Annotated in this window: 24 protein-coding genes; 4 read left to right on the top strand and 20 right to left on the bottom strand. The window is 32.6% G+C overall.

Features of this window, described 5'->3' with window-relative positions:
- Positions 1-122 precede the first annotated feature (122 nt).
- From P164_RS02735 to P164_RS02815, 17 genes are all read right to left on the bottom strand, one after another.
- On the bottom strand, positions 123-1,166 hold the full coding sequence (locus P164_RS02735; RefSeq protein ID WP_028374948.1) for a PD-(D/E)XK nuclease family protein: 1,044 nt from the start codon (positions 1,164-1,166) through the stop codon (positions 123-125).
- 5 nt (positions 1,167-1,171) lie between these two features.
- On the bottom strand, positions 1,172-1,840 hold the full coding sequence (locus P164_RS02740) for an SH3 domain-containing protein (protein WP_028374949.1): 669 nt from the start codon (positions 1,838-1,840) through the stop codon (positions 1,172-1,174).
- Between the two features lie 140 nt (positions 1,841-1,980).
- Positions 1,981-2,454 (bottom strand): hypothetical protein, encoded by a 474-nt coding sequence (locus P164_RS02745; RefSeq protein ID WP_125411737.1) that lies wholly within the window; start codon positions 2,452-2,454, stop codon positions 1,981-1,983.
- A 246-nt stretch (positions 2,455-2,700) separates the two neighbouring features.
- The gene (locus P164_RS02750) at positions 2,701-3,309 is read right to left on the bottom strand and encodes a hypothetical protein (protein WP_028374951.1); all 609 of its coding nucleotides are present in this window, start codon (positions 3,307-3,309) and stop codon (positions 2,701-2,703) included.
- A 162-nt stretch (positions 3,310-3,471) separates the two neighbouring features.
- Positions 3,472-4,047, bottom strand: a complete 576-nt coding sequence (locus tag P164_RS02755) for a hypothetical protein (RefSeq protein WP_028374952.1) — start codon at positions 4,045-4,047, stop codon at positions 3,472-3,474.
- 226 nt (positions 4,048-4,273) lie between these two features.
- Positions 4,274-5,026 (bottom strand): carboxypeptidase-like regulatory domain-containing protein, encoded by a 753-nt coding sequence (locus P164_RS02760; RefSeq protein ID WP_159106000.1) that lies wholly within the window; start codon positions 5,024-5,026, stop codon positions 4,274-4,276.
- A gap of 766 nt (positions 5,027-5,792) precedes the next feature.
- Positions 5,793-6,437, bottom strand: coding sequence for an HAD family hydrolase (locus P164_RS02765; protein WP_028374954.1), 645 nt, complete (start codon positions 6,435-6,437; stop codon positions 5,793-5,795).
- 233 nt (positions 6,438-6,670) lie between these two features.
- Positions 6,671-7,279, bottom strand: coding sequence for a hypothetical protein (locus P164_RS02770; RefSeq protein WP_028374951.1), 609 nt, complete (start codon positions 7,277-7,279; stop codon positions 6,671-6,673).
- A 162-nt stretch (positions 7,280-7,441) separates the two neighbouring features.
- Positions 7,442-8,056, bottom strand: a complete 615-nt coding sequence (locus tag P164_RS02775; RefSeq protein WP_051621158.1) for a hypothetical protein — start codon at positions 8,054-8,056, stop codon at positions 7,442-7,444.
- Between the two features lie 142 nt (positions 8,057-8,198).
- Positions 8,199-8,984 (bottom strand): tetratricopeptide repeat protein, encoded by a 786-nt coding sequence (locus P164_RS02780; protein ID WP_028374956.1) that lies wholly within the window; start codon positions 8,982-8,984, stop codon positions 8,199-8,201.
- A 528-nt stretch (positions 8,985-9,512) separates the two neighbouring features.
- The gene (locus P164_RS02785) at positions 9,513-10,085 is read right to left on the bottom strand and encodes a hypothetical protein (RefSeq protein ID WP_028374957.1); all 573 of its coding nucleotides are present in this window, start codon (positions 10,083-10,085) and stop codon (positions 9,513-9,515) included.
- A gap of 244 nt (positions 10,086-10,329) precedes the next feature.
- The gene (locus tag P164_RS02790; RefSeq protein WP_028374958.1) at positions 10,330-10,896 is read right to left on the bottom strand and encodes a sugar O-acetyltransferase; all 567 of its coding nucleotides are present in this window, start codon (positions 10,894-10,896) and stop codon (positions 10,330-10,332) included.
- A gap of 168 nt (positions 10,897-11,064) precedes the next feature.
- A complete protein-coding gene (locus P164_RS02795; protein ID WP_125411738.1) occupies positions 11,065-11,340 on the bottom strand; it encodes a hypothetical protein in 276 nt (91 codons plus the stop codon).
- 329 nt (positions 11,341-11,669) lie between these two features.
- The gene (locus P164_RS02800) at positions 11,670-12,101 is read right to left on the bottom strand and encodes a hypothetical protein (RefSeq protein ID WP_028374960.1); all 432 of its coding nucleotides are present in this window, start codon (positions 12,099-12,101) and stop codon (positions 11,670-11,672) included.
- Positions 12,102-13,059: 958 nt separating this feature from the next.
- On the bottom strand, positions 13,060-13,674 hold the full coding sequence (locus P164_RS02805) for a hypothetical protein (protein ID WP_028374961.1): 615 nt from the start codon (positions 13,672-13,674) through the stop codon (positions 13,060-13,062).
- A gap of 546 nt (positions 13,675-14,220) precedes the next feature.
- Positions 14,221-14,745: a hypothetical protein gene (locus P164_RS02810; protein WP_035899312.1), complete on the bottom strand. Its 525-nt coding sequence runs from the start codon at positions 14,743-14,745 to the stop codon at positions 14,221-14,223.
- 177 nt (positions 14,746-14,922) lie between these two features.
- Complete coding sequence (locus P164_RS02815; RefSeq protein WP_028374962.1) at positions 14,923-15,651, bottom strand: DUF4304 domain-containing protein; 729 nt, start codon at positions 15,649-15,651, stop codon at positions 14,923-14,925.
- Between the two features lie 204 nt (positions 15,652-15,855).
- Here P164_RS02815 and P164_RS02820 point away from each other — a divergent pair, with 204 nt between their 5' ends.
- The 4 genes from P164_RS02820 to P164_RS02840 all read left to right on the top strand — a co-directional run bounded on the left by P164_RS02820 (position 15,856) and on the right by P164_RS02840 (position 20,383).
- Entirely contained in the window at positions 15,856-16,623 is a 768-nt protein-coding gene (locus tag P164_RS02820) for a hypothetical protein (protein ID WP_028374963.1), read from the top strand.
- On the top strand, positions 16,620-17,102 hold the full coding sequence (locus P164_RS02825) for a hypothetical protein (protein ID WP_028374964.1): 483 nt from the start codon (positions 16,620-16,622) through the stop codon (positions 17,100-17,102). Before P164_RS02820 ends, P164_RS02825 begins: the two co-directional genes overlap by 4 nt.
- A gap of 684 nt (positions 17,103-17,786) precedes the next feature.
- On the top strand, positions 17,787-18,395 hold the full coding sequence (locus tag P164_RS02835) for a DEAD/DEAH box helicase (RefSeq protein ID WP_028374966.1): 609 nt from the start codon (positions 17,787-17,789) through the stop codon (positions 18,393-18,395).
- Between the two features lie 116 nt (positions 18,396-18,511).
- Positions 18,512-20,383 carry a B12-binding domain-containing radical SAM protein gene (locus tag P164_RS02840; RefSeq protein ID WP_035899313.1) on the top strand — a complete coding sequence of 624 codons (1,872 nt, stop codon included), beginning with the start codon at positions 18,512-18,514 and terminating at the stop codon, positions 20,381-20,383.
- 43 nt (positions 20,384-20,426) lie between these two features.
- On the opposite strand, the gene P164_RS02845 is transcribed toward P164_RS02840, so the two are convergent.
- The 3 genes from P164_RS02845 to P164_RS02855 all read right to left on the bottom strand — a co-directional run bounded on the left by P164_RS02845 (position 20,427) and on the right by P164_RS02855 (position 22,160).
- Positions 20,427-20,756, bottom strand: a complete 330-nt coding sequence (locus tag P164_RS02845; RefSeq protein ID WP_028374967.1) for a DMT family transporter — start codon at positions 20,754-20,756, stop codon at positions 20,427-20,429.
- A gap of 108 nt (positions 20,757-20,864) precedes the next feature.
- Entirely contained in the window at positions 20,865-21,764 is a 900-nt protein-coding gene (gene bla / locus P164_RS02850; protein WP_028374968.1) for a class A beta-lactamase, subclass A2, read from the bottom strand.
- An 84-nt stretch (positions 21,765-21,848) separates the two neighbouring features.
- The gene (locus P164_RS02855; RefSeq protein ID WP_028374969.1) at positions 21,849-22,160 is read right to left on the bottom strand and encodes a hypothetical protein; all 312 of its coding nucleotides are present in this window, start codon (positions 22,158-22,160) and stop codon (positions 21,849-21,851) included.
- Between the last annotated feature and the right edge of the window lie 50 nt (positions 22,161-22,210).

Genomic DNA, 22,210 nt, shown 5'->3' on the forward strand with positions numbered 1-22,210 from the left:
CTATACGGTTAAGCACGAGCCGAATTTTTTAATTTTCTTATTACCTTTTTTCTCAATAAGCCAAATTAAAAAAATTGGCGGACTTCCAAATATGCTCTAACTTCGGTTAAGCAACTAATTAGCTATGAGCTATATACGTTGTTGTAAGCCGTTTTTTCTACGGTTCTTTTTAGAAACTTCTTGTATTCTTTTAGCGTTTCTGCGATTTTTATAGCGTCTATTTTATCATCTTTTTTACCAAGCCAATTATGTTTTTTGACAATTGCCGCAGTCATATATTTCCCGTGTCCAAATCGGTCAGGTCTTTTAACCTTGTCTAAACCTTCTTTCTTTGCGTTCTCTGTAATTAAGTGATAAATTTTGTTCCGTATTTGACTTCTTGTAATGTTTTTGGGCATTTCTAATTCTTCAGGGTCTGTTGATATTTTAAAACATAAATTACCCTGTTCAATTTGTAAATAGACAGGAAATATATCCCAATAGTCCCAATTTAAAACCGCGTTCCAAAATCCGCCGTTTTGATTATTTACATAATGCCAATTAACCAAACCGATTTCTGTTTCTAAAAATTGATAGAAACCTTGCCAATCTGCACCATTCCAATCGCCAATAATCTTATTGGAATATTGATTGTTGGAATGCTCTAATTTTGTAAGCCTTTCTTTAAAATCAGTAAAAATATCATTTTCGATTTCTGTATATTTTTCTAAAATCTTTAAAAAATCTTGTCTTTGAAATATCGAAAAACCTTGTTTTATTACAAAATCCAAATTCCGCATTGATTCGTTTCCAGTTTTTAGATAAACACAAATTGGTTCAATGTATTTTTTTTCTAAACACCAATCAACTGCAATTTGTTTGTAACGTTCTAATTGATTGGAATGAAAAGAACTGAAAGTTTTGTCTTCAATTATTATCAAATATTTCTCGTTTATGGCTGCCCAAACATCAATGTTTTGCCATTGTCTTCCAGCCTCAACATTTACTATTTCTTCATCGAAATTTGGTATTTGAGTTTGTATTAAACTTGTAATAAATTCTTTACCACACTTGTTTAAAGGCGTGTTTGTGTTTTTACATCCAATATCTGAATATTGAAGAAGCCAAGTTAAAAAAGCATCTTGATTTAATTCTTTGGTTGCAATATTGAAAATATTTGGTTTCATAGGATTTATAAGATTTCTACGTCAACACTATCACGTTTAAATAACATTTTTATTCCAGAATGAAAGCGAGGTTCAATATTGTATTTTCTTGCAAATTCTTCAACGAATTTTTTTTCTACAATATTGTTAAATGGTGAGCCACCTGAACCCAAACCTGTAACAGCAACTTCCACATTCATACCATCTGCATATTTCACTCCACCAGCTGAACCATTTCCCTTTATTCTAAATCTGTAAACAGCACTATTACCAGATTGTCTTCGTCTTTCTTTTTGTGGTGTTGAAGTTGTCCTATTCGTTGTATTTGAAGATTTACCACCAAACAATCCAGAAAAAAAGTTTTTCACTTTAATTATGATATAACCTAAAATTCCAAGACCAATTAACCAACCAATTATAGAACTATCTTCTTCTTTTTTTTCTGATTCTTCATTTATAGTACTTATGTATTTGGATGAAACAAAGCCTTGAAAATTCTCTGTCTTAACTTCTGACCAATTTCCAGATTTAGAAATTTCTATAACTTTTTCGTTGAGTTTAACTTGTCCTACAACATCATATTCAGTTCCCGCTCCACTTCTTACATTTAGAAGTTCAGTATTTACGAAAAATTCGGTTTGTGAAAAAGTCTGAAAAGAAATTAATAGAAGAGCAAAAGTAAAAATGTATTTCATAGGTTTCTTGGTTTGGTCAAAATGGCTTACAACGTTTTTGTATATGAGCTGTGGCGCGTCTCGGCACAGACCTCTCCAAATATAAACTATCTTTGGAAAATCCGCAGGATTTTCCAACTGAGGACTGACCAAGCCATAGCTTATATACGGTGTTGTAACACGTTTTTTTTATTTTCTTTTAAGGTATCAGATTTTCTCTCCATTGAGATTATTCGACCATTTTTAATCTCGGTTCTAATTCCGATATTTTTTTTAAAAATTCCGAAATATTTATATTCCTTTTCACAAATTATAACAGTATCAAATTCTTGATTGTAATCTGAAATCTCAACTACACTTAAACTCAATTTTATTTTATTAAGTTCATCCGTTTTCTTTTTTTCAGAGTTTGAGTAAGTCGATTTAATGTATTCACTAATTTTAGTCAAATATCCATTCAAGTTTTCAATTAGGTCATTATATGTTTTTGTATGATTTTCTGAAATTCCTTTTGTTCCAAAAGTTAAATACAAATCAAAAAATCTCCGATTTTCGTCATAAATAATCTCATAAAAATATGCTGAATTAATTAGCATAAAATTCCGCTTTATTTTTTCGGTTGTCAGAGTTTCCAATTTATGATTTTTGTTCAATTATGATTGGTTTTAAATGTGTTACAACGGTTTAGCTAAGCGTAGTGCGGTTGTAAGGAAACTTTTCGTTTCCGTCTTCGCACGAAGCTAAAGCTTTTGGTTTTGCTTTTTCTTTTTTTTGTCCAAAGCTAAATCCCAAAGATTTAGCGACTTAGTAAATATACACAGACCTTAGCTTTAAGCCCTAAAGTCCGCATTACGTTTAGGTTTTGTTGTGGTGTCGTTTTTTTATCCAGTATGTTTTTCGTTTTCCATTGCGGGCGGTGGTGGCAGAAAAGGTACGACCTCCCAAAATGAAATATTTAATTCCACATCAGCCTTTAACTTATCAAACTCCTGAGTTAGTTTACTTAAAAAATCTTCAATTCCGTCCACATTATCTTGCCGTTCCGATTCTATTATTACTAAGTAGCTTTCAGGATTTTTTACAGGATTTGAGTTTCGATAATATGAAAAATCATCTTTTAATTTTGACCTTAGAGAGTCGGTGTCAATTTCTATTGTTGTACTTGCTTTATATGGTTTTCCTCCACGAAATGTAACGTAATGTTTTCCTTCGGGGTCATAAATTAAAGGTTTGCAATTTTCAATTGGATAAATGTTCCTTATCACTTTATTTTTTTTGAAAACCATTTTTGGAAAACTGTCATTACAAGTTATTTCTCTAATCCTGTCAACGAGTAAGCCATAATTTTCAAACTCCGATAATTTTAAAGACACTTTTAAACTATCATTTTCCTTTTTCGGAAATCCATAATCTTTAATCTCATATTTTTGATTACTGCAACTTGCCGATAGAAATAAGATTATGGAATATATGGCAATGTTTAATTTCATTTCTAAAGTTTGTCAAAATGCACCACAACGTGTTTGTGTATGATTTCGTTGCTTGTTTAAGTAACTAAATTAGTAAACTAAAACGAACCAGAGGAAATTCCGAAGGAATTTCCAAGTAGGCAAGAACTAGCAATGAATTATACACGGTGTTGTAGCCAGTTTTTATTCTTTTATTATTTCAACTTTTGGTTTTTTGATTTTTATCTCAGAAATGTCTTTAATTTTATCAATAGTTTCATTTCCATTTTCATCTATTGTTTTTTTTATAAAATTTCCATTTCTATCCTTTTCGATAATCTCTTTTGAACCATTCTTAAAAGTTGTTTCTTTTCTTTTTAAACTACCATCATTTTCAAAAGAGACTGATTCTGAAGTTGGTAAAGAGTTGTTGAATTTCTCAAGCTCTTCAATAGTTTTGAAGTTTAAAGTGTTTTCTGGTTTAAGGGTTTCATCAAAATTCCAATTATCACCTAATAATGAGGTCAATTCTAGTGCAATTCGAGTTTTTTTAATGTCATATTCTTTGTTTTTAGTTTTTGAGAATATTCCTTCAATTTGCTCTTTCGTTAGTTTTTCTCTCGTTTTATCAAATGTAATTTTTAAACTATCATTTTCTTTCAATAAAGTTTTGACAAACTCGGTTGGAATATATTTGACACTATCAAGCACTTTTTGTTGAGAAAAAGAAAAGTCTGAAAATCCTAAAGAAAGAATTATGATAAAAATTATTTTGTTCATTCGTACTTTGTTTTAATTGGCTACAACGGTTGAGCTATGAACAGTACGGGAGCAAACGAGCGATTGCTTTCCGCCACGCATATAGCTAAATCTTATTGTTTTGATTTATCTTTTCTTTTCCAGAGCAAAATCCATAAGATTTTGCGGTCTTCATAAAAATACACAAACCCAGCGAATACCCCCAAAGCCCGTATTGTTTATAGGTTTTGTTGTGCGTAGACTTTTTTCAGTATCCTATTTCAACATTGATGGATGCTCCTCCATTTAATTTTGTCCAGCTACCTAAGCTATTTTCTCTATAATAACCTTTTCCTTTTGTTAATATACCTCCCAAATCCACTATTGTTGGTTTTTTGAAATTTGGTATAAATTCAATTCCTACGAAGAAGTCTTTTGAGATATAAATATCATTTTCATTAAGGTCGATTCGTATCCAATCCGAGTCCGTTTGAGCTGGTAAATCCGCTACAATGTTTTTAAGCACTATCTTTTCGTCAGGCGTATCATCCAAATTTTTATAAAAGTTGATTCTAACTTTTACTCCTTCCACTTCTGACCATTTTCTAATAGCGAAATTTACCGCTTTGACCTTGATTTCTTCATTTGGTATATTAATTCTTTGTGCGGCCTCTACAATATCATTGTTCTTGGAAATAACACGCATTGATAAAAGTCTGCTGTATGATTTAACTCCGATTTTTTTATTTTTCCTTTTTTTACTTGAAACGACAACCTCTGTAAGTTCCCTGGTTTTAGGTTGTAAAGCGATTATCCGATTTGAGAAGTTTTCGGCCAAGATATTTACAGAATAATAGTTTATGTGGCTAATTGTAATACTATCCGACGTAAATTTTTTGGGAATGGTCAGAATGAACTTTCCATTTGGGTCTGTTATTGTTCCTTGATTTTTATTCAAGATTCCAATATTCACAAATTCTATTGGTTTTTGGTTTTCGGCATTAATTATAGTTCCGTTCATTACGATTTCTTGCGAAAATGATTGAAAACTAAATAATTGAATTAAAAGTAAGATGTAAAAATTTAGTTTCATTTTTCAGTTTACGCACAACGGTTCGGTGTATAGTTAGTTGCGTGGTTAGGCAACTAATTTAGCAAATAAATCACAGATAGAATATTCCGCAGGAATGTTCGTAAGTAGGCTTAAAACAAGCAATTAATTATACACGGTGTTGCCATTTCGTTGTTTTTTCAGTTCAAATTATTTCGCTAAATTCCATTTTCCGATTTTCGGCGTTTGAGTAAATTCAGTCAGCTTTTAATTCCGCCAACTTCTTCAATTCAAATTTCGAGTGAGCAATTCCGCAACTTGCTAAATTCCAAATTCAGTTTGGGTTTCAGTTCAGTTTCCGATTCCGAAAATTAGCTAAAAGGCAGACCTTATTTTAAATCACTCTTTTTTTCTTCTATCCCAAATAATTAATAGCATTGAAATTATTACGAGAATACTTGATATCGAATTTTTAAATGGTTCATTTTCATATATATTGTAAGCAATCAAAAGACTTGAAGCTATTATTAAGAAATAGGCTATTTTTTTTGTCATAAATTTCGTTTTTTTCCGTTCAGAGTGCGTTCCGCAATGAATGGCAACGGTCTCGGCTATGAGTAGTTGCGTGGGTTAGCGCTTAACTTTGCAAGTATGCACCAAACTGAAAATCCGCGAGGATTTTCAGAAGTAGGTAATAACATGCAATTACTTATAGCCATTGTTGTAGCACGTTTTTTTAATTCAGAATTTCAGTTAAACTTCTGAAGTTGTCAATTATATAGTTTGGTTTTTGTTTTTCTAATTTTTCCCTTGTGTTGTTGCCATAAGTTACTCCGCACGTATCGACATAAGCCCTTTGTCCCATTTCAATGTCAAAAATTGTATCGCCAACAACTAAGCATTCATTCAATTGATAGTTGTATTTATCGATTATGAGATTTACGATGTCAGGTGATGGTTTTTTATTTTTTGCATCCTCTTCTCCACCTACAAATGAAAAAATATCATAGATGTTTTGCTTTTTGAGAATCTTAATTAATGCAGCTTTTCCTTTACTTGATGCAACAGTTAAATTTATTCCTTTAGAATATAAATCCAACAAGGTTTCTTTTACACCATCAAAAAGAGAAATTGTGTCGATCACAATTTCATTATAATGTTTACGATAAATCAAAGTCGCCTCCTCAATCAATTTTTCGTCAAGTAAAAAGGCTTTTTCGAAGGTAGTTTTCAGAGGTAACCCTATCAAACTTTCTATTAGATTTTCATCAACGTTTTGGAGATTAAAACTATGGGCAACAAATTTCATAGTTTGTATAATGCTTTCTTTTGTGTCGGCTAATGTGCCATCAAAATCTAGAATAAGAGTTTTATATTTCATTCTGGTTTACATTCTTTTCAAATGTGCTACAACGGTTTAGCTAAGCGTAGTGCGGTTGTAAGGAAACTTTTCGTTTCCGTCTTCGCACGAAGCTAAAGCTTTTGGTTTTGCTTTTTCTTTTTTTTGTCCAAAGCTAAATCCCAAAGATTTAGCGACTTAGTAAATATACACAGACCTTAGCTTTAAGCCCTAAAGTCCGCATTAAGTTTAGGTTTTGTTGTGGTGTCGTTTTTTTATCCAGTATGTTTTTCGTTTTCCATTGCGGGCGGTGGTGGCAGAAAAGGTACGACCTCCCAAAATGAAATATTTAATTCCACATCAGCCTTTAACTTATCAAACTCCTGAGTTAGTTTACTTAAAAAATCTTCAATTCCGTCCACATTATCTTGCCGTTCCGATTCTATTATTACTAAGTAGCTTTCAGGATTTTTTACAGGATTTGAGTTTCGATAATATGAAAAATCATCTTTTAATTTTGACCTTAGAGAGTCGGTGTCAATTTCTATTGTTGTACTTGCTTTATATGGTTTTCCTCCACGAAATGTAACGTAATGTTTTCCTTCGGGGTCATAAATTAAAGGTTTGCAATTTTCAATTGGATAAATGTTCCTTATCACTTTATTTTTTTTGAAAACCATTTTTGGAAAACTGTCATTACAAGTTATTTCTCTAATCCTGTCAACGAGTAAGCCATAATTTTCAAACTCCGATAATTTTAAAGACACTTTTAAACTATCATTTTCCTTTTTCGGAAATCCATAATCTTTAATCTCATATTTTTGATTACTGCAACTTGCCGATAGAAATAAGATTATGGAATATATGGCAATGTTTAATTTCATTTCTAAAGTTTGTCAAAATGCACCACAACGTGATTGTATAAGATTAGTGGCGTGTTTATACACTTAATTTAGCAAATAAACACCAAATAGAAAATCCGCAAGGATTTTCGTAAGTAGGCTAGGACTAGCCATTAATTTTATACATTGTTGCCACACGTTTTTTTACGCTAACTCTTTGGAAACTATTTCCGTTTTAATTCCACTTTTATTAATCGACCAAATTTGCAAAGAATCAAATCCGTTTCGTTTTACAATATTGAATTCCTCGTTTAATCCATTAATGAGCTCAATATTTCCGTTTTCGTCAACTTCGTTTCTGAATTCATCTTCGTAATCTATTCCGTAATACGTAGAAATTACTATTTCAAATTGGTCATTTCCTGTTTCATCGGTATAAATTTTTTCAGCTATTCTATTATTAATTTGGTCATTAGAATATTTGTCGCAGAACATTGAATTATATCCGTGATTACAACCATCAAATAATAAAATTTCATTTCCGTTCGTAACGTCAACAGCGAAAATTTTTGGAGGTGCAAAATCAGTACCCATAATTAAATTCTTATAATCTTGATGAAGTTGTCCGTAATATTTTATCTGAAATTTATTTTGACCAAGTTTTGTTTTTAGCTTTCTTCTCCATTCAATAGATTTCAACTTCACAGGATTTGCTATCTGCTCAGTAATGCCCTCAAGATATGTTGGTCCTAAAATTCCGTTATCCGTAGTTGATGAGGAATCTTTTTTTCCTTTATCAAAAATGTCAAATAATCCCATATTTTTTAATTGAGCACGATTTTCTTAAATGTGTGGCAACGGTCTCGGCTATGAGTAGTTGCGTGGGTTAGCGGTTAACTTTGCAAGTACACACCAAACTGAAAATCCGCGAGGATTTTCAGAAGTAGGCGAGAACAAGCAATTACTTATAGCCATTGTTAGGGTGCGTTTTTATATTCAGTTTATTTATTCCAGTTCGATATTTTTCCGATAAATAAATTTCGGTTGTATCATTTCCATTACTCGAACTACTTCCCGAAATGTTTATATGATTTTTTCTTAAAACTAATTCAAGACTATCTGAATTTGTTGTTTTTATTATAATATCTCTTTTTGGGTCAAATTCTAAAGTTCCGTTTCCTTGATAAAATTCAAATTCGTTTCTGAAAGTTTTGAGATATTCTTTATTGCTTTCAGTTAGCCAATCCAAGTCTAAAGTTTCATTTAGTCTACTTACGGCTTGCTCTTTTTTTCCAGCTAAGGTTTCGAGCATTGCGTAGTTGACCAAAGGACTTAAATCCATTTCATCTTTAACTTTTGGATTATCCGTTAATTCAAGAGCTTTTTTATAGTTTTCAATTGCTTGTTCTTTTTGTCCATTAAATTCATAAAGTCCGCCTTTTACTTGGTAGTAATATTCGGTTTCTTTTTGTTCAGCTGGTATTTTTTCTAAAAGTTCGAATGCTTTTTCCAGACTATCTTGCTCAACATAAACTCCAATTAGTTCATATCGGATAAAAGTATTGGATTGGTCAATTTCGATAGCTTTTGAATAATTTCTTTTTGCGTTTTCCAAATCTCCATTCATTCTGTATTCAACTGCTTTTTCGTTTAATTCAGTCACACGTTTTTTGTCCGCTTCCGAAATCGAATTTTTGCAACTACTTACAATGAAAAGCAATAATATGATGTATGTGATTTTTTTCATTTCAAATGCACCCTAACGGTCCCGTATAAAAGCTTTAACGAGTTTCCGGCTTTTTTTGTGTTTTGGTTTTATTAGCGTTGGCAGAAAAAAGCCGAGTTACTTACTTTTCACCAACAGCACTAAAATACTATAATCCTTTAATAAACGAACAACAAAAGCGCCGTTATTGCTTTTATGCATTGTTGTTAAATGTATTATCGGTCTTAGATCGACTAAAACAGAAAAATGATTTTTTTTTTTAGGGTAGCTTTTGCGAACGGCTTAGATACAGTTTTGAAAATCATTTTTTTCATCCGTGACCTTCGCAAAAAAGCGACACTAGGGAAGGAGTAAGACTTGTAAGTTTAATAGAAAGTGAGGTATGAAACTCAATATATTTCGTTCATTAGAGATCTGAACAAATTTTATATTTTACAACGGTCTCGTATAACCGTCAGTTACGGGTTAATATGCGTTAATTTTCGGTTTGGAACAGACGTTAGCAATTCCGAGTGGATTCGGACGTAGTCGAATCCGCCGTAATTGCGGTTATACATTGTTGTGTGCAGTGTTTTTTGTTTTTTCAATAGTTTCACTTTTCCAATTTACAGTTTTTGGATTATGCTTTTCTTTCCATTTGGTTATATAAAAATCAATATTCCGCATATCTTTATGTATGAGTTCAGATAACTTTTTCAGTCTTTTATTAAATCCATTTTTCGTAAAATACTGTCCAATTTTATGTTCAGGTAAAAACAACATATAAAATAAAGGCATACAATTATAAGTATCCGAACGTAATCTCATTTCAGTTTGACTATTAGGCGGCAAATGGAATTTTAACCCGTCAGAGTTTATCAAATCCTCAAGAGAATTAATTTCAGGTGTTAGATTGAAAATGTTTAATCTAATTTGAATCCAATTTTCATTTCTCAGAATATGAGTTTCTATTTCTAATCTGTTCAATGTGTATGAGAAATCATTATGATTTGTTCTTCCATACCAATCTGATTTGAACGGACTTTTTTCAAATCCCTGTTCTTTTAGGGAAAGTATTCCTGTTTCGAGAAATAATTTATTTCTTAAATCCAGATTTTCTTTCGGTTTAGGTTTGTAGAACATATTTTATTTTAATCTCGATTTTTGTTTTTCCACGGTTGCTCCGACATTGCACACAACGGTCTCGGTTAACACAAGTTGCGGGAGTAGGGATGCGAACTTGTCGGTTTAATTATTTTCTTACTTAGGATACTAAAATACACTTTTTAGATAAAACCCGTTATTTGTGATAACCGTTGTTGTGTGTAGCCATCTCAAATTAATTTTCTTACTAAAATTTAATTATAATAAGGAAGTTAAATGATTTCTAATCTATAGTTTTAATAACTTTTGCAGGAGTTCCACCAACAATGCAATTTTCAGGAACATCTTTAGAAACAACGGACCCTGCAGCAACTATTGAATTTTCACCAATTGTTACTCCCGGAAGAATTGTTACGTTCGTTCCTATCCAAGCATTTTGTTTAATATGAATATGTCCAGTTGTTAGGGTTTGTCTATTCTCAATTTGAACTGGGTGACTTTCAGATGTTAGATTAACTCGTGGAGCAATCATTACATTATCATCAATTGTTATTCCTCCTAAATCTAAAAATGAACAAGCGTGATTAATGAAAACATTTTTTCCGATTTTAATATTCTTACCATAATTGGTATAAAATGGAGTGAAAACTGTTGTACTTTCATCAATGAATTTTCCAGTTATTTGACCTAATAATTCTCTGATTTCATTTGAGCTTGATGCGCTATTCAATTTTACTGTGATTTTTTTGGTTTCTTCCACAGCAATTGGAATTTTAGAGTATTCAGGATCGCTAAAAGGAACTTGTTCTCCACATTTTAATCTTTCAAATATATCTTTCTTCAAGGTCATTTTCTTAGTTTGAATTTTTTCTGGTTACACACAACGGTCTTGGTTAACGCAAGAAGCGGGTTTATATACGTCATAAAGTCAGCTAAACTATTTCTTGCTTGAAGACTAAAATAATACTTTTAACTAAATACCAGCTTTTTGTAGGTTAACCGATGTTGTAAACTTTAGCTAATTTCGAATTTGTTCTTTTATTTTTTTAGATTCAAACCAATTTTTTCCGTCAATGTTCAATTGAACCGTATTGAGAAGATATCTTTGAGTTTGCAATTTGTCAGAATTAGCATTATTCATTTGTCGATTCACATCACTTATAAATCCCATTTCTAAATTTTCATCTGCAAAAAGTCGAAAGATAATTTGTTCATCAATCTTAAACTGATGCTTATCAATAATTCCTTTAATTTCATTTGTCACTTTTGAAAAGTCAGTTTTGTCAGATTCCACGAAGATCTGTTTGTCGGAATTTATAAAAACATTAATGTAGAAAGTTGAAATGTCATTAGTACGAGTCTGCGCAAAACTTAGAGTCGTAAGAAACATTGTCAGTGAAATAAGTAATAAGTTCTTTATCATATTTAGATTTTTATTGTTTTTTTTCTTTAACGAATTTTCAGTGCTATTGTTTACAACGTGTTTGTGTATGATTTCGTTGCGTGTTTCAGCAACTAATTTAGCAAATACAAACCGAATAGATAATCCGCAAGGATTTTCGTAAGTAGGCGAGTACTAGCAATGAATTATACACGGTGTTACCTGCTGGCTTTTATTCCGATTTAGATTTTCAGCCACCATTTTATCGTTTTCAATTTGTCCGATTCTATTTCGGTCAGATTTTGAGTTTCAAATTCAGTCAATTTATTTTTTACAGATTCAATTCCGTAATTTTCTTTTATCCAAAAAGGGAATTCCTCAACGCTTTTATTCCAATTTCCAATTGTTGATTTTAAAATCACAAGTAAATCTAAATCAGATTTCGGTTTTAATTTCTCTAATATTTTTCCAGCGTATTTTTGGTCGGTATACTCCGTTTCAGTTCTCTTTTCATATTCAAACACTTTAACAATTCCATCTACTATTATTTCATCAGAAACTTTATTCAGTCCGTCCATAAATTGTCGAATTCTTAAATCTCCAATTTTATCTATTAAGTCAATAGACGAATAAAATTCATTTTGAAAATCATCTGATGTTTTTGGAATGTTCATCGGTTTTTCAGCTTGCAGGTAACTGTCCCGTATAAAAGCTTTAACGGGTTTTCGGCTTTTTATGTGTTTTGGCTTTATTAGCGTTGGCAGAAAAAAGCCGAGTTACTTAACTTTTCACCAACAGCACTAAAATACTAAAATACCTTAATAAACGAACAACAAAAGCGCCGTTATTGCTTTTATGCATTGTTGTTAAATGTATTATCGGTCTTAGATCGACTAAAACAGAAAAATGATTTTTTCCTTTAGGGTTGCTTTTGCGAACTGCTTAGATACAGTTTTGATAATCATTTTTTTCATCCGTGACCTTAGCAAAAATGCAACACTAGGGAAGGAGTAAGACTGGTAAGTTTAATAGAAAGTGAGGTATGAAACTCAATATATTTCGTTCATTATAGATCTGAACAAATTTTATATTTTACAACGGTCCCGTATAAAAGCTTTAACGGGTTTCCGGCTTTTTATGTGTTTTGGCTTTATTAGCGTTGGTAGAAAAAAGCCGAGTTACTTACTTTTCACCAACAGCACTAAAATACTAAAATACCTTAATAAACAAACAACAAAAGCGCCGTTATTGCTTTTATGCATTGTTGTTAAATGTATTATCGGTCTTAGATCGACTAAAACAGAAAAATGATTTTTTCCTTTAGGGTTGCTTTTGCGAACTGCTTAGATACAGTTTTGAAAATCATTTTTTTCATCCGTGACCTTAGCAAAAATGTGACACTTGGGAAGGAGTAAGACTTGTAAGTTTAGTAGAAAGTGAGGTATGAAACTCAATATATTTCGTTCATTATAGATCTAAACAAAATTTATATTTTACAACGGTTTTGTGTATGATTAGTGGCGTGTTTAAGTACCTAATTTAGCAAATAAAAACTGAATAGAAAATCCGCGAGGATTTTCGTAAGTAAGCGAGAACTAGCCATTAATTATACACGGTGTTGCCATACGTTTTTTATCCTTTTTTCATTATCAGCATACTGTACGAATAACGTCCATTCGGCAGTCTGTTTAAAAAGTTCTGAAATTGTTCTTTCAAATCAAATTCTTTGTTGATAATCAAAATCAGTTTTCTTGCTTTTATAACTTCAGCTGGTAATTTTACTTTATTTTGATTGTAATAATAGTCAGATTCTAATTCCCAATAAGATGAAGTATTTATTTCTCCATCTTTAATTGCTTTAAAAAAAGTGGTTGTTCCATCTAATCCGCTAATACAGTTTTCTACTTCGTTGCAGTCTTTTAGATTTCCAAATCCGTTGTTATTTAGTTCCGAAATCAGTTTTTCCACCATAGAATTCGGAATCGCAATTTTTTGAATTATGCTATCTTTTCTAATTTCCTTTCTATTCGTAGTCCAAACCGAATGAGTAAGAGTTCCTTTAAATTCCCCATTTTTGAAATCAATCAATTCTACATTTTGATAATCCTCAATTTCAACACGATAAATTCGGTCGTGTTTTTTTGAGTCAAATTCTGTTAAACCAAATAGTTTTTCAGATTCAGTTTGAGAGAAGCAGAAATTAATTCCAATTCCTAAAAATATTAATATGTAAATCGTTTTTCTCAAATGGATGGCAACGGTCCCGTATAAAAGCTTTAACGGGTTTTCTGCTTTTTGTGTGTTTTGGCTTTATTAGCGTTGGCAGAAAAAAGCCGAGTTACTTACTTTTCACCAACAGCACTAAAATACTAAAATACCTTAATAAACGAACAATAAAAGCGCCGTTATTGCTTTTATGCATTGTTGTTAAATGTATTGTCGGTTTTAGATCGACTAAAACAGAAAAATGATTTTTTCCTTTAGGATAGCTTTTGCGAACTGCTTAGATACAGTTTTGAAAATCATTTTTTTCATCCGTGACCTTAGCAAAAAAGCGACACTAGGGAAGGAGTAAGACTGGTAAGTTAAGTAGAGAATGAGGTATGAAACTCAATATATTTCGTTCATAATAGATCTGAACAAATTTTATATTTTACAACGGTTATGTATAAGAATAGTGCGGTTTTGTATGCGAGGATTTTCCGCAGGAAAATCAGATGTAACAAAAGCGCACGAACTCTCGATTAAGCACTAAACTTCGCATTATTTTTATACGATGTTAGCTGCTGGACTTTATTCCGTTTTCTTTAGTTTAATTATTACAACTCCATCATATTCGTCAGTCGTATATTTTGCTATTTCTTTTTTGTCTTTTATCACATCCAGAGATTCAATTGTGTCAGGATTTATTTTTTCGAGTTCTGCTTGAGTTATTTGTTTATCATTTATTAAGAATAATACTTTACTGTCCGAAATACTTTTCGCAGCTTTCTCTTGAAACGGTTTTGTTTCAATCAATAAAACTCCGTTTAAGCTTTGTTCTCCGTAAATGTCAACCATTTGAGTATTATCCATTGCTACTAAACTAAATTCTAAAATATCAGACTTATAGAAATTTAATTTATCCAATTCGTTGTCTTTTAAAACTCTTTCGTTTACTACAATAACAGGATTTTTTTTCAGTTTTTTTTCTGCGATAGATTTTTCAATAAAATCGGCTATCATAGTTTTATCGGAATTTTCGTCGGCAAGTAAATAATCTTGAGAAAATCCGCTAAATGTTAATAGTCCGATTATGATTAAAAATAAGTTCTTCATTTTGTTTTTATTGCGATTTTTTTTGTCTTGCAGCTAACGGCTCGTATATGAAAAGTAGCGCTGAAAACAAGCTGTTACTTTTCGGATTATACACAAGCCGAATTTCCAATAATGCCCAAGCCATAGTGTTAGCAATGACTTGCGCTATTTTTTATATACATTGTTAGCATTTCGGCTTTATCCCACTTCATTTTCTGTCAGCTTTAATCCAAGTCCATTCGCTAATTCTTTTACATATTCTTTATGTCCTTTATGCAATTCAATATTGTTATAATATTCTTGAATTAATCGACCGCCTTTTTTCTTATCCGTTTGAAAGATTATTAGAGCCACATCAAGTTTAGAAGTCTTGGAAGATCCTTTAATATTTCCCCAATTCACACAAATTTTTTCTCTGGTCTCAAACATATCAAACCAAGATATACCTTTTTCGTTCAGTCCTTCAATTATTTGGTCAGATATAATTTCACTCTCATTGGTGATATCCCACCAATAATCGTCTTCCGAAATCAAGTGTGAAAGTCGTGTTCTAATTTGACAATCATAATCTTGATAAAAGGCTTTTTGTTTTCCTTTCATTTGTATTTCATAAAGCTCTTTTATAATCACGCCCATATTGACAGTGAATTTTCCGTAAAGGCTTTCTCGAATTCCTGGAATCACATAATTCTCTCCAACGGGGAATTGCCCGCTTTGAAAGTTTATTAATTGCCAAACTCCGTTTTCAGTTTGTCTATTAAAAGTTCGACCTCTCTTTTTGAATCCTAAAGGTTTGAGATATTGATGAACTTCTTTTTGAATCTGATTTAAGTATTGAACATTTTTACTTTTTTCCCCCACAGATTTTTCTTCCATCTTTTTTTCAATCGGTTCAGATTTGTTTTTTAAGAAGTCAAATAATCCCATTTTCATTTAAGTTTATGTGTTTTTTCAGCTGAATGCTAACGGTGTTGTGTATGATTAGTTGCGCGGTTAAGCAACTAATTTAGCAAATAAAAATCGAATAGAAAATCCTTGAGGATTTTCATAAGTAGGCTAGAACCTAGCAATTAATTATACACGTTGTTGGCTGTAGTTTTTTTATATTCAGTAAATTTGTATTTTAGAAACGTGGAAGAACAAGGTTACATAGAGTTAAGAGTGACGAATAAGGATAAAACCTTAAGTCCTAAAGACATTGATATTAATGAAGTAAAGGACTTTATATCAGATGTAGAATCGTTCTTGTATCCAAATCGAAAAGAGAAACAAAATCGACCACATATGTCTTATGACATTGAAGAAGGGTCTGCCAAACATAAATTCTTTTTACCAATAACTGCGGTAATATTATTTAATGGATTGACGAGTGAAATCAAAAGCAGGAATAATTTAGATTTTTTAGATTATAAAAGGCAATCTATAATTGATAAATTCCAAAAAAAGGCTGTTAAAGATGGTTATGTAATTGAGTTTAATAATTCGATTGCAAAAGAATCATCTTTAGTTATAGACTATACCACAAATTTCGTAATGATTGCTCCAACTTTTTATGAAAGTGAATTTTATCTTTATGGTGAAATCTATCAAGAAGGTGGGAAAAATCCAAATTTACATATAACTACTAACAAATATGGTAATCTCACAATTGCTGCTACTAAAGAACAGATAATGAATGGTGAGAAAAAAACTTATAAGCCTTACGGAATTAAAGTACGTGGTAAAAAGAGTTTTGAAGATGATAAACTATCTGATTTAGAATTAATTGAATTTATTCAATACAAACCAGTTTTTAATAAATCTCTTTTAGAAAAAGTAATTGAAAAAGCATCTGTTAATTTAAGTAAAATCACAAATGTTGATGCTTGGATTGATGACTTAAAAACAGATGGAATATGAAAGGAATAAGTAGTGTTCTTTTAGATAATTCTTTTTGTATTCGGTTATTGAAATCGGATGATGAGTTCCACCAAAATGCAAAAGATTATTTTGAATATTTTCTGGAAAATGGAATAGAAATGTATCTCTCCACTATTGTAGTTAGTGAATATGCTGTTGGTGATGACCCGGATAATTTACTTTCACTTAATGCATTTAGATTATTAGAATTTGATTATGCAGATGCTAAAACTGCAGGTGGCTTTTTTTTAGAACTCAAAGGAAATGAAACTTTAAGGGAATCCGAGCAAAGAAAAGTTATAATCAACGATATTAAGTTATTCTCTCAAATTCATAACAGGAAAATTGATGCTTATATCACAAAGGATAGGAAATCGTTAGGGAAAATGATTGAGCCTTTGAGAAAATCACATAATTTAAAATTTGAGTTTATTGATTTAACCATTCCTCTTAATGATAAATTAGGAAGATTGTTTTAATCTTATTTAAATTTTATTCTGGTAGTTTTTAGTAAAAAAAAAGCCCTTCGAATGAAGAGCCTTTATATAATTGAATGCCTAACAGGTGGATTAGATTTGTTCATTGTCTTACTTTCTAAATTTTCAATATTTTTTTTCATCATAATTTCCTCCTTTTCTTTTTTTATATTCTCGTTATTAAATATTTCAATATTGTAGCTCGTTACAAGCTGTTTGGTACTTTCGTACGAATGTAGAGTATACATTCCAGTTAATATTAAGTAAAACACTATGACAAAGAACAATTTTATTCTGTTCCAAACCTGCGACCAGAAGTCTGCGAATTTTATAGTTTATAATATACTAAATTAATCTGAATTAAACAAGTTTTTGTTCAGTTATTTTTAAATTAAGTCTTGATTGGAATAATCTACTTTGTTACGAAGTGCGAATCTCAAATTACAGCCAACGTGTTATATCAAAACTAAATATACGCTATATCAGTATAAGTTGCGTGATAACAGTATATTTTCATTGCTTTTAGCAGTTTGCTGTTATGCCTAAAATTATACTTTTTTAATAAATTATTCTTCTGCAGCATAAAAGGTATAAACAATATTGCAAATTCTAGGTTTTAAGGTAGTGATTACTGGAGCACCCTGTTTAATAACAACTATCTTTGCCACAAATTCAGGAAGCACACCTATGTCATTTAAAAAATTAATTGAGCCTTTAAAAGAAACACTTGCACACAAAGGGTTTCAAGAACCTTTGCCCTTGCAAAAAAAAATACTTTCAAAAATTAAAGGAGGTGCCAGTATGTTTGTCATTGCGCCTAAAGGTTCTGGTAAAACAACAAGTATTATTTTAAGTGTCATACAAAACCTAAAGGAGGCTGTCGCAGATGCACCTCGAGCGCTAATTTTTGTAAAAAATAAGCAGGCGGCTCTCGATCTTGAGACAGAATTTTACGCTTACAGACAACAGACAGATTTGCGTGTGTATTGTGCTTATGACGAGAAAAACATAGACGACCAGCGCGATGAGATTTATATGGGTACAGATATCGTTATTGCAACACCTAAGCGATTAAATAAGATATTTTTTCTTAATGGTATAAACCTTAACGAACTTCAAATGTGCATCGTTGATGATGCGCAGTTTTTACTGGGTAAGAGTAGCTTTTCTGATGTTGTACGCACACCCGAAAGTATAGGTAAATGCCAGTACCTTATTTTTTCTGAAAACTTTGACAAACGTTTTGAAAGTTGGCAAGATACTTTTATGGCTAATTCGTTATATATTAAGCAGTAAGAAGTCTTTAATTACTAGACATAGCTATTCCTAAATATCTTTTTTCGGGTATTCTGCTTTACGTATTCCCGGTTTATTTCAGTAAATTTCAGTAAACAGAATTTTATCTTTGCACTATGCAGTCTACAATTCTTTTTATAACCCCACCGTTTACGCAGTTGAATACTGCTTATCCCGCAACGGCCTATCTTAAAGGCTTTTTAGAAGAGCACGGGGTTTCAGTAACGCATTTTGATTTAAGTATAGAGCTCTTTACCTCAATTTTTACCGGTGACTTTCTGCGCGCTATATTTAAGGAAGCTCAAGAATTAGAAAATTTTCAATATCCACAGGTACGTAAATTGATAGACCGCTATATAGCCTGTGTAGATGTGGTTATTGGGTTTCTACAAAAACAGGATCTTGAGACTGCACATAAAATTCTTGATCCTTATTTTTTACCGAAAGGACATCGCTTAATAAACGTAAATACAGCCATAGATTGGGCTCCCGGTGAATTAGGAATTATAGATAAAGCAAAACACTACGGAACGCTTTTTATTGAAGAAATAGGCGATTTTATACAGGCAAACGTAGATGAGTTTTTTGCCTTTACAAAATATGCCGAGCAAATTGCTACTTCAGCCAGTAGTTTTGATCAGCTTGATGAGTTTTTGAGCTACCAGCCTACGCTTATAGAGGAGCAAATGCTAGACCTTTTAGTAGCGCAAATAGAAATTTGTAATCCACTGCTGGTGTGTTTTACCATTCCGTTTCCCGGAAATTTATTTGCCGCACTACGCTGTTCTCAATTTATAAAACAACTCTTTCCGCAAATTAAAGTTGCCTTTGGTGGCGGCTATTGTAATACCGAACTGCGATCTCTTGAAGATCCCAGAATATTTGAATTTATAGATTTTATCGCTTTGGATGATGGCGAAGGGCCACTACTTAAACTTGTAAGGTATCTTGAAGGTACAATAGATACAGATCAGCTTGAGCGTACCTATATTCTTGAAGGGAACACGGTCGTGTATAAGAATAAATTACCCAATACCATTTACCACCATCGCAATTTGCCGGCTCCTGATTATTCGGGATTACCTTTTGAGAAGTATGTTTCTTTTCTAGATGTGGTAAACCCGATGCACCGTATGTGGACAGATGCACGATGGAATAAATTGACAATTTCTCACGGGTGCTACTGGAAACAATGTTCGTTTTGTGATGTGACTTTAGATTATATAGGCAATTACCAGAATACAACTGCTACCAGTTTAGTAGATAAAATCCAAAAAATAGTAAGCGATACCGACATTTCGGGTTTTCACTTTGTAGATGAGGCAGCTCCGCCAAAAATGCTAAGAGCTTTATCTCAAGAACTTATCGCTAGAGGGATTAACATCACCTGGTGGACAAATATCAGGTTTGAAAAAACCTTCGATTATGAGTTGTGCGCATTAATGGCGCAAGCCGGTTGTATAGCAGTAACAGGAGGTCTTGAAGTAGCTTCAGACCGCTTGTTGGCCAAGATGAAAAAAGGTGTTGACATTGCTCAGGTTACCCGGGTAACGCACTATTTTTCGCTAAATAAGATTATGGTGCATGCGTATCTTATGTACGGCTTCCCCACACAAACCGAACAGGAAACCATAGATTCACTTGAGGTAGTACGCCAACTTTTTGAAAGCAATTGTATTCAGTCTGCATTTTGGCATCAGTTTACGACAACGGTACACAGTCCTATAGGTAAAAATCCGCAGGATTTTGGTATAAAGATCACAGGTCCTGTTTTTGAAGGTTTTGCTCAAAATGATTTATATCATGAAGATGTGCAGGGAGCAGATCACCCTAAATACACGACCGGTTTAAACCGTGCCTTAAACAGTTATTTAAACAATACCGGCTTTGATGCAGAATTACAAAGTTGGTTTGATTTTCCGGTGGTCAAAAAGAGTCATCCGGGAGATTTAATTACCGGGTTTTTAAGTGTCGAAGCAGCTTCGTAAACGTTAAGTTTAAAACCGAATTGTTCCGCATAAAATAAAAAACCTAATAGTGCGATACGGCTTTGAGGCCTATTATAGAACCTATAAGCGTGGTGATAAAAAAGATGCGCAGAAAGGTGGCGGGTTCTTTAAAAATGAATATTCCAACCAGTACAGTTCCTACCGCGCCAATACCCGTCCACACCGCATAAGCGGTACCTATAGGCAGTGTTTGAGTAGCTTTTATAAGAAGACCCATACTCAGACAAAGCGCTACTAAAAAGCCTGCATACCAGAAATACATTTCGTTGCCCGAAGTTTCCTTTGCTTTACCTAAACAAAACGCGAAAGCTACTTCAAACAGGCCCGCAATAATTACTAAAATCCAATTCATAAACGTGATGTATAGATTGCAAAGGTCGAGATTGCAAAGTGATTAATTGGGCTATACTAAAAAAAATGCTTTCAAATTTCGCAAGGCGGAAACACAAAAACTTCTCTCTTACGAGCCGGTAAAATAATCATACGTACATTTTGCAATCTCTGCAATGATCTGTTGGTTGGTTTCAGGATCTTCGGAAGAATTACTCACAAATACACTCAGGTAGAAGTAGGTGTTATCGGGTAAGAAAACAATGCCGATATCATTTAAAGCAGCCGTCAAACCGGCTTCCGTTTGCCCACTGCTTCCAGTTTTATGAGCCACTGCAGTAGTTGCGGGCAACAAACCTTTAATACTGCTTTTTCCGGTGGTAGTTTCTTTTAAGGTTTCTAATAAAAACAAATAGCTTTCGGTACTTAATAGGTTTTCGTTTTCGTAAAAGCGTTTTAAAAGTTGGGTTGAAGCTCTAGCAGTCGTCCAGTTCTCAAACTGATTCTCAAATTGAGACTGCATAGTCATTTCGGTATGTATAACGGCGATATCATCTATACCAAGTTGCTGTAAATAGTGCTGAAGAACAGCGGGACCGCCCAGTAGGTCAAACAGTACATCGCAGCCCATATTATCACTCCACGCAACGGTATATTTTAAAATTTCTTGCAACTCCAAAGTCGCCCCATTAGGATATTTTTCACGCAGCGGGCTCCACAAATGTTGATAGTTTTCTATCAGCTCTTTACGTATTTCAATTGGGGTGTTCAATGCAAGTGTTCCGTTATCAACTTCATTTAAGATTGCCAGTGCAAGGTGAAATTTAAACACACTTTGCATCGGCAGATGTTTTTCGCCATTTATAGAAAGGGTGTCTGCTTCACGCATTCCGTGTATAGCCACGCCCACAGTTGCAGATTTGTTAATGATAACAGCTTTCAGTTCATTGCGTAAGTTTTCAATAGATTGCGCTTGGATTGTTGTAGCTATAAAAATGAATAGCATTGATAGTGCCGTTTTGTTACTCATAACATACGCATTAAATAGATTTTCCCGGCTAAATTAAGGAATATAAGTGCATAGTTTAGAACACTTTTTTAATACAAATAGAACTTAATCAATACGTTTTATGAGTTCTCTGGGAACATCTAAAAATTCCTGATAACACCAGCTGTTAGGGCAATCTTCATTTCGTTTTGTATGCTCAGCAATTCTAATGCGTATGGTGGGACCACCGTCATCAATTCCACTAAAAACAGCTCCTTTTTCAAATGTTTTTTCCGTAGTACCTACCACACCGCCTACGGTTACCGTATCTGAATAGCTAGTAATAAAGGCGTAATTGAGTTGCTCATTTTTATCTTCAAGAGCACTACAGGAAATTAGGACGATTCCTAAGACTAAAGTATAAATAAGTTGTTTCATAATCTGATTTACTTATTAGATACCACCAGCGGTAATTAGTTGCGTGCGTC

Origin of the sequence: Leeuwenhoekiella sp. MAR_2009_132 (genome assembly GCF_000687915.1) — a bacterium.
Taxonomy (GTDB): Bacteria; Bacteroidota; Bacteroidia; order Flavobacteriales; family Flavobacteriaceae; genus Leeuwenhoekiella.

Coding starts and splice junctions, on each gene's coding strand:
- P164_RS02825 (WP_028374964.1), top strand. CDS start 16,620: ATGAAAGGAATAAGTAGTGTTCTTTTAGATAATTCTTTTTGTATTCGG.
- P164_RS02785 (WP_028374957.1), bottom strand. CDS start 10,085: ATGTTCTACAAACCTAAACCGAAAGAAAATCTGGATTTAAGAAATAAA.
- P164_RS02840 (WP_035899313.1), top strand. CDS start 18,512: ATGCAGTCTACAATTCTTTTTATAACCCCACCGTTTACGCAGTTGAAT.
- P164_RS02800 (WP_028374960.1), bottom strand. CDS start 12,101: ATGAACATTCCAAAAACATCAGATGATTTTCAAAATGAATTTTATTCG.
- P164_RS02750 (WP_028374951.1), bottom strand. CDS start 3,309: ATGAAATTAAACATTGCCATATATTCCATAATCTTATTTCTATCGGCA.
- P164_RS02780 (WP_028374956.1), bottom strand. CDS start 8,984: ATGAAAAAAATCACATACATCATATTATTGCTTTTCATTGTAAGTAGT.
- P164_RS02760 (WP_159106000.1), bottom strand. CDS start 5,026: ATGAACGGAACTATAATTAATGCCGAAAACCAAAAACCAATAGAATTT.
- P164_RS02755 (WP_028374952.1), bottom strand. CDS start 4,047: ATGAACAAAATAATTTTTATCATAATTCTTTCTTTAGGATTTTCAGAC.
- P164_RS02845 (WP_028374967.1), bottom strand. CDS start 20,756: ATGAATTGGATTTTAGTAATTATTGCGGGCCTGTTTGAAGTAGCTTTC.
- P164_RS02765 (WP_028374954.1), bottom strand. CDS start 6,437: ATGAAATATAAAACTCTTATTCTAGATTTTGATGGCACATTAGCCGAC.
- P164_RS02775 (WP_051621158.1), bottom strand. CDS start 8,056: ATGGGATTATTTGACATTTTTGATAAAGGAAAAAAAGATTCCTCATCA.
- P164_RS02855 (WP_028374969.1), bottom strand. CDS start 22,160: ATGAAACAACTTATTTATACTTTAGTCTTAGGAATCGTCCTAATTTCC.
- bla (WP_028374968.1), bottom strand. CDS start 21,764: ATGAGTAACAAAACGGCACTATCAATGCTATTCATTTTTATAGCTACA.
- P164_RS02810 (WP_035899312.1), bottom strand. CDS start 14,745: ATGAAGAACTTATTTTTAATCATAATCGGACTATTAACATTTAGCGGA.
- P164_RS02735 (WP_028374948.1), bottom strand. CDS start 1,166: ATGAAACCAAATATTTTCAATATTGCAACCAAAGAATTAAATCAAGAT.
- P164_RS02770 (WP_028374951.1), bottom strand. CDS start 7,279: ATGAAATTAAACATTGCCATATATTCCATAATCTTATTTCTATCGGCA.
- P164_RS02815 (WP_028374962.1), bottom strand. CDS start 15,651: ATGGGATTATTTGACTTCTTAAAAAACAAATCTGAACCGATTGAAAAA.
- P164_RS02790 (WP_028374958.1), bottom strand. CDS start 10,896: ATGACCTTGAAGAAAGATATATTTGAAAGATTAAAATGTGGAGAACAA.
- P164_RS02835 (WP_028374966.1), top strand. CDS start 17,787: ATGTCATTTAAAAAATTAATTGAGCCTTTAAAAGAAACACTTGCACAC.
- P164_RS02740 (WP_028374949.1), bottom strand. CDS start 1,840: ATGAAATACATTTTTACTTTTGCTCTTCTATTAATTTCTTTTCAGACT.